Source organism: Verrucomicrobiota bacterium (assembly GCA_016871535.1).
In the GTDB taxonomy this organism is placed as follows: domain Bacteria; phylum Verrucomicrobiota; class Verrucomicrobiia; order Limisphaerales; family SIBE01; genus VHCZ01.
Map to the genome: position 1 here is coordinate 1 of VHCZ01000303.1, position 7,076 is coordinate 7,076.

The window sequence follows — 7,076 nt, forward strand, 5'->3', positions numbered from 1 at the left end:
TTCTTTTTCGCCAGACTTCGTTGCTTGCTCCTTACAGATCCACTTCGGGATATGCTCGTCGCTCGCGCCTCGTCTGGCCGAAAAATCCCTTGCCGCGAACGTGAGCGTATTTATGAAATGGACCACTAAGTTCGCCGGACGACGTGGGGTTCTTTCATGAATCTTGTCGTGGGTGCTCAGGACATCCTTTGATCCCGATCAACGAATAGGCTCCTGGTTTTTTCAGGAGTGTTGAGTCGGGAGCAGCAACAGGCGGCTCCTTTCCCAAGAGAACGAGGTGGAACTCTCCGAAATCTTTTCCGAGAATCATCTTCAACGGTACGACCGAAGCAACCAAACCAATCATGAGTCCAAGCGGCGCGACCACAAGCTGGGCGCCCAGAACGGAAAGCCCCAGGGCGCGCATGACCGGCCCGACGATGGCTCCGACCGCCATGCCTGCGAGGAACGCAAGGAAGGTGGCAATGAGATTGCGCCAGAAATACGACCACCAGACTCGAACGGCTCGCTTCCAGGTAATTTCAAGTTTCATAGCTGTGCCTTTCTGTTTGAGGTTCGAAATAGCTGTTCATAGGCTTTTCTCCTGAGTTCGGTGGATGCCGTGGAGTTCTTTCAACAATCTTGTCCAGCAACCGCTTTACAACCTTTGATCTCCATCAAGGAGCTTTGGCTTACTCCTCACTCGCCGCTCGAATGTGTCCTGAGCCACGCGAGGTCCGCGTTGTTCCTTTTGAAAGATTGGCCCCTTGGGTTTCCAGCCGATGCCCTCGATCCAGCCCAGGTAACAGTTCATCGCGTAACTGCGAAGTTTGGTGGTCTTCGTTCCGCGGTTGACATCAATAACCACGCCTCGGTCGGAGGGGCATTTGTAGATTTTGATGTCGCTGATGTAGGATGAGAATTGAGCGAAGCGAGCATCTACGAGAAGCGCCGCATTCGTTCCGTCTTGAAAACTCACGTGGTGATTGAGGTAACCCTGGATCCACATCGGCCTGATCTCATCTCCGCCGTCTCGAACGGTTCCGTTGCCCGCGATCCTTCCGGTGTCATCCGAATACATCGTCCACGCCAGAAAGAGCTGTCTTTCGTTTGAGAAACATCGGGCTCGCCGGGCCGATTCTTTCGCGCGGATAAGCGCCGGAAGAAGCACCAAGGTCAAGAGCATCGTGATCGCCATCACCACCAGCAACTCCACGAGGGTAAATGCGGAATTGCCTCTCCACAGAGGGGCTTCCTCGCACCCGGCACTCAAGGATCCGCCCGACCGGAACCGAGATAAGGCTTGCTGCCCTGAGTGAGACAAGGCTGCAATGATCGAAGGCTTGTTCGTCGTTTCATGACGGTATTTGAAGTTTGCTGCTCCCATGCGGATGGGGAAGAATGCCGAGGCCGATTCTGCCGCGCGTGCTCTTCAATCTTCAATCCTCACCTCGAGAGCTTCTTTCTCCTGAATTCGCTCGGGGCCAGGCCATCTTTCAAGAAAAGCGGATAATCAGGATCAGCAGGGCATGTGGCGCCGTGGCGTTTGAACCTAAAACGGCAGGCGATTAGCCACAGAGAGCGCAGAAGGCACAGAGCAGCCAGGCCGCACCCAAAGCAACCAGGGATTACAATCGCCAATCGGAAATCGCCAATCCCGATAAATACATTCCGAAAACCCTGGCCAAAGAACTGCACAACCGCGGCCGTCTGCCGGCCGACGACTGCCTGCGCCTGAGCCTGACGCTGACTTCAGCGCTGGGCCATTTGCACAAGCACGGCTTGATCCACCGGGACATGCCTACGGCCCATGAACCGAAAACCGCGCGGACCGCAGCCTTCAGGCTGCTTGCGCGCACTCTGCGCAGACGGGCGTTGAAGCGGCCTAAAGGCCGCGGTCCGGAGCATGGGGGTCGGCGCACTCCAAGACCCTGGCGTGTGAGAGTTACTTCGCAGCCGCGACCTGGCTGGCGGCTTTCCGGACTCGCAGCAGGACGGGGAGGGACGTCTGTCGGCCAGCCTGATTCTCGATCGCGTAACACAGGCGATCCGTCTCAGGCACCCACTTCGCCGCCGTGAGGAAGATTTGGCGTTCGTTTTGATCCTTGGGGATCAGCACTCCGTTCAATCCAATGTTATCCACGATCACTCCGTGCGGAAGATTATCCACGGTGAACGTGACAAGATCCTCGTGGCCGTTGCGCTTGATCTTGAGCAACGCAGGCACGGTTTGCCCAGGAGCAATCGTGATCTCCAGTGCCTTCGACGCAATCATTGGGTTCGGTCGCGTCCCGGCGGTGGATTCGTTCCGGGTTGCCTTCGCGCCGGGATCAGGTTCGAGGTGAACCCAAAGCTTGGGCTTTCCGCCGAGCTTGAAGCGTCCGAAGTGGCCGACGGCTTTGGTCACGGTCTGGCCGTTGACGATCGCCGCCGCCTTCACGACGACATTGGTGGAATCTGCTTCGCTCGGCTCTGGCGCGTCCAGGGCCGCATTGATTGTGCCCCTGGCCTCGCTGTGGCCGGCTTCGATCACGAGCGGAGTCGAAACCTGAAAGCCGCGCGGCACGTGACTGATCTCGCAGCGCACTTCGCCGTCAAATCCGTCGAGCCGCTCCACGCTCACGCTGAAGGCTTGCCCGCTGCCGGCGTTGATCGTGGGGTTGGTTCCGTTGAGGGAAACTTTGAAGTCCGGGCGGGGTTCGCGCATGACCAATCGATAGACCAGGCGTTCTCCGTCAAAACCGCGGGTGTCTGTGACACGGATCAAATAAGCTCCGTCCGCGGGCGCCGCGAAATAGAGTTTGGAATCCGCCCCCAGCTTCCGTTCGCCGTCGTCGTCGTTGCTGTAATACAGCGGGAAGACCGGGAGACCGTTGGCGATAAGCTTCGCGCCGGGCGGATGCGGCTCGACGATGTAGCAGGGTTCTTCGTTGGCGTGCGCGGTGGCGCTGGTGTCGAAATAATTCCGGCGTTTCCCGGCGGACGTGTAGAAAAGGAAACCCGAATCCGGCCCCTGCGGCGCGCGGAACAGTTTCACGACTTCGCCTTGCAGGTAGAGATATTGGTTGAGTTCCATTTCCTCCCAGTTCTCCACCCGGCAGTCGGTTGAGTTGGAATCGATGCCCCGAAACGTCACCGCCGAGTTTCGAACCGCTTGCAGGACCAAACGCTCAACGGGCCGGCCATCGGCGTGGAGAACTTCGATTTTGGTATCCACTGGCGACCCGCATTGCGCGGCGGCCGTTTCGATAATCCAGCGCTGGCCAGCCTTGGACTCGAATCGGAACAGATCGGCATCTGAACGCCCGCCGGCGAAATCGCCAGATCCGAATTGCGAGGATCTGGGAGACGCCTGGCTCCAGATGCGCCCGGCAACCGAGGCGGGCGCTTGGATCCTGGTCGCGTTCTGCGGGCGATCGTTGGGCTCTGCCTCCGCAAATTCCCGTCCGTCGCTGACCAGCAACTTGAATTCGCGCCGGGACCTGAATTTGTCGGAATCCAACGGCAACGCCATTTCGCCGGGTTTACCGGTTTTGATTTTGGTTTTGCATTCCGGTGGAAGATTGTGGCCGATCAACTCCACCTCGGTCTCGGCCTCCGCCGGCACACTTAAGGGATAGCAAGCGACGACGTACGGAAACTCGCCGATGGACAGGCGATAGAAGTGATCGGCTGACGCGCCCAGCACCAATTCGCTGACGCGAACGGCGTAGCGGCCGCCGGCCGTCGCTGTGTAAACCAGCAGCGGCTCGTTGCTCCCGTCGGATCCGCTGTTTGTGGCCAGAGCTTTTCCCGATTCGTCAAAGAGAGTCAGAACCGGATCCGCCTTCGAACCAAGCCTCTTGGCGGCGACATCGAAAACGATCCGCTGGCCGGCCCGGGCTTCAAAATGAATCTCGTCGGTGTCGCCCGGTTTTTCGTGGGCGCCCCAAATGGACACGGGCAGTTTCAGAGGCTTTAGAGACTGGGCTTGCGCCGGTTCGCCTACAACAACTTGCGGCAGATCGTCCACGTGCAGTTGAATCTTGCCGCTCTCCCCCGCGTCGCCGGCCACGGAGAATTCGTGCGCGCCGCGCTTGAGGTCAGCCGAAGCCGTGATCACCGCCCAGATTTCGGTCGGCTTTTGTCCCTCGGCCTCGATGATCCGACCCGACAATTTCGGATTGCCGAATTTGAGTTCCCGAAGCCCAACCAGGTTCGCGCCGGTCAACTTGATCTTCGTCGCCACTCCGCGTTGAATGCCTCGTGGTTCGGCTCGCGCCAACTGCGGCTTCGGTGGAGGGAGCACATTGCCGGTTGAGGCGTCGTAGATTTGCAGCGTTCCGTCGAGCCGCCCGGCCGCAAGCGCTTTGCTGTCGAGGGCGAAGACCAGCGCGGAAGCCCAATCGGGCTGCGTTTCGAGCAGGCGCTTTTCCGTCACGTCGGCGGCGTTCCAGATCTTGACGGTTCGGTCGTCGGCCGATGAAGCCAGCGATTGGCCGTCGGAGGCAAAGACGATTTTGAGAATCGCGCCTTCGTGGGCAAAGCGGGATTCGAGCAGCGGGTTTGTCGTTTCCGCGGCGGTTTCGCTGATTTCCCAAACGCGGATGCGGTTATCGACGCCGGCGGCGGCCAGGCGTTTGCCGTCCGGGCTGAAAGCGACGGTGTGCAGTTCCTTTAACGACTGTGAAAGCGTGTCACGGCGTTCGCCGGTCGCCACGTCCCAGAGTTTCACCGTGCGGTCCGCGCTGGCGCTGGCGAGGATTTTGCCATCCTTCCGGAACGAGAGGTCGAAGATCGCGCCGTTGTGGCCAGACAGGGTCCGGAGTTCTTTGCCGGATTCGACTTCCCAGAGCTTGATCTTTTGATCGTAACTTCCGGTGGCGAGAGTTTTTGCATCTGGAGAAAGTGCCAGCGAATAGAGCGCGTCGCGATGACCCTCGATCGTTTGTTGCAGTGTTCCGTCGGAGACGTTCCAGTGCCTGACCTCGCCGAACAGCGCGGGTTCTCCGGCGGCTGCGAACAATCGCTTGCCATCGCTGGAGAACACAAGCGCATTGACGCTGCCGCGGTGGCCCGCCAGCTTTCGCACCACGCCGCGATGCTCTGCCGAAATCAGTTCCACTTCGCCGTAGCGTCCGACGGCGATGAGTTTGGAACTCGGCGCGTACGCCAGCGCGTTGATGGAACGGCGCGGCGGCATGGTCGGCGTGATTTTCGGCACGCGGAGTTCGCGCACCAGGGACTGGCCGCCCACCGGGCCAAGGGCGCCGGCATCGATCCAGGCTTTGATCAAAGCAATCTCGGAGACTTCCAGTTTCTTCCGTTTCCCCGGCGGCATGATTTTCTTTTTGCCGTCCTTCTCGAAGGCGCCTTCGATCATTCTCACGAGGAGGCTCTCGGAACTCTTTCCGGGCAGGATGACAGGACCGCTTTCACCGCCTTTCATCAAATCAGCGTGCGTTTCCATGAGCAGTTTGGCTTCCGGATCAGGAGCCGCGTGGCAGTCGAGGCAATGCGCCGCGAGGAGAGTTTCGACGGCGGCGTAGTCTTTGGCTGAGGAAGGCTCGGCGGCTTGGGTTCGGCCGGGAATTGCAGCCAGGACAATCATCCAGCTCCAAAACGAGCTGCGTAACCGGGAACGTCGGCGCGTGTTCATGGTGATTCTTCACCTACCACAAATTGGCTCGCAATGAAAGGAAATCACAGGTGGCGCCGTAACCTCTCCGTTAACGACGGTGATCTGTCGCTGTAGTGTTAGAAACATTTAGAACCAAGAAACAGACGAAACGAAGGAGTTTTGCGCAGCTTGGGATAGGAGCCAGCCGTGCTTTTCATCGAGAGCTGTGAATCAAAAGGCAGCCAAGAAGCTTTACGCTTGGGCGCGAGTAAGCTAAGAAATCTCCAAGCGGAACATATGCCATTCACAAGAAGCAACGTCCCTACTTATGCCTCGTTTTCTGACCTGGTAGGAAATGGGAGGCGATTCCGAGTCCCACCGTTTCAGAGGCAACATTATCGGTGATAAGAACCCCGGTGATTTGGAGAGTGTTTACAACGAGCTTGCAGCCGACATTCACGAAGGCAGGGTCACCTCAGTTCAACAAGTCCGAATCGCTTTGAAGCCTGTGGCTCTATCGGACGGTGAGTTTCGTGACATTTTTGCTCGCAAGATTCTCCCGGCGTCTGGCCGAGGCAAGCGGCTCGTTCGTCATATCCTCTGTCGGCTGGAACAGCAGTTGGGAAATTCAGCCATCTCGGATGATTCACGCAATGTCACCATCGAGCATATACTGCCCGAGAACCTCACTCCCGACTGGGAGGAAGCTTTCGATCCGGACCTACATCAGCGGTACGTGCATCGGCTTGGGAACGTTACCCTTCTCACCCCGTCTGAGAATCGTGACGTGGCCCAGCGGCCAATCGGCGAGAAGAGTGTGGTCTATCGGCGGAGCCAATTCCTGATGACAAAGCGTCTTGACGTCGAAGATTGGGAACCCCAGAGCATTGAGCAACGGCAAAGCGAAATGGCTGGATGGGCGGTCACGGCTTGGTGCTTTTAGGATATCCCGTCCGATGGAGGGAACCTCTTTCCAAGGGGATCGTGAGTTTGACCGAAGTTCCCTGACCTGCCTGGCCGCTGATTTCGCACAACCCGCCGAGATTGGCCAGCCGTTCTCGCATGTTGATCAATCCGTAGCCGCCGCCGGGACGAGCATGAGTTGTCGCGCTCATGCCGCGTCCATTGTCTGAGACCATGATCGACAGGACTTCCTTTTCCACGTGCAACGCCAATCGGAGTTCGGTCCCGGCTGAATGTTTCACCGGTGCTTCAAGCCAGTTACCTGGTGACCGACGGGCAATTGCCCATCGGACTTTGCGCTCTCTGTGGTTGAACTGCTTTTTCCGGACTAAGGGGTTCGGTTTGCTGCGAGCCGGTGCGGTTTGCCTCGGACCGCTGCTTTCTGCGGACGTCAGTGTCCACGCCCAACTTAGTGGTCCGTTTCGTAAATACGCTCACGTTCGTTGCGCCCAATTTGGCCTGGGGCAAGGCGCGACGAGCGAGCATCCCCCGCCAGTGGGGCTGTGACCGAGGAGCAACGCAGCCCCAGGCAAAA

At 58.6% G+C, this 7,076-nt stretch carries 4 protein-coding genes and 1 pseudogene; 1 reads left to right on the plus strand and 4 read right to left on the minus strand.

The window, feature by feature from the left end; translation table 11 throughout:
* Nucleotides 1–265 precede the first annotated feature (265 nt).
* From FJ398_24455 to FJ398_24465, 3 genes and pseudogenes are all read right to left on the minus strand, one after another.
* A pseudogene (locus FJ398_24455) lies at nt 266–532 on the minus strand (hypothetical protein).
* Nucleotides 533–637: 105 nt separating this feature from the next.
* Nucleotides 638–1,366: a DUF1559 domain-containing protein gene (locus tag FJ398_24460; GenBank protein MBM3841047.1), complete on the minus strand. Its 729-nt coding sequence runs from the start codon at nt 1,364–1,366 to the stop codon at nt 638–640.
* A 558-nt stretch (nt 1,367–1,924) separates the two neighbouring features.
* Nucleotides 1,925–5,617: a hypothetical protein gene (locus tag FJ398_24465; protein MBM3841048.1), complete on the minus strand. Its 3,693-nt coding sequence runs from the start codon at nt 5,615–5,617 to the stop codon at nt 1,925–1,927.
* A gap of 316 nt (nt 5,618–5,933) precedes the next feature.
* Between FJ398_24465 and FJ398_24470 the strand changes: the two genes are divergently transcribed.
* Complete coding sequence (locus tag FJ398_24470; protein ID MBM3841049.1) at nt 5,934–6,521, plus strand: HNH endonuclease; 588 nt, start codon at nt 5,934–5,936, stop codon at nt 6,519–6,521.
* Here the strand turns inward: FJ398_24470 and FJ398_24475 are convergent.
* Entirely contained in the window at nt 6,502–6,936 is a 435-nt protein-coding gene (locus FJ398_24475; GenBank protein MBM3841050.1) for a hypothetical protein, read from the minus strand. The genes FJ398_24470 and FJ398_24475 overlap by 20 nt on opposite strands.
* Between the last annotated feature and the right edge of the window lie 140 nt (nt 6,937–7,076).

Excerpts from the sequence above, each read along its gene's own strand:
- FJ398_24460 (MBM3841047.1), bottom strand. The coding sequence starts at position 1,366 with ATGGGAGCAGCAAACTTCAAATACCGTCATGAAACGACGAACAAGCCT.
- FJ398_24465 (MBM3841048.1), bottom strand. The coding sequence starts at position 5,617 with ATGAACACGCGCCGACGTTCCCGGTTACGCAGCTCGTTTTGGAGCTGG.
- FJ398_24470 (MBM3841049.1), top strand. The coding sequence starts at position 5,934 with ATGGGAGGCGATTCCGAGTCCCACCGTTTCAGAGGCAACATTATCGGT.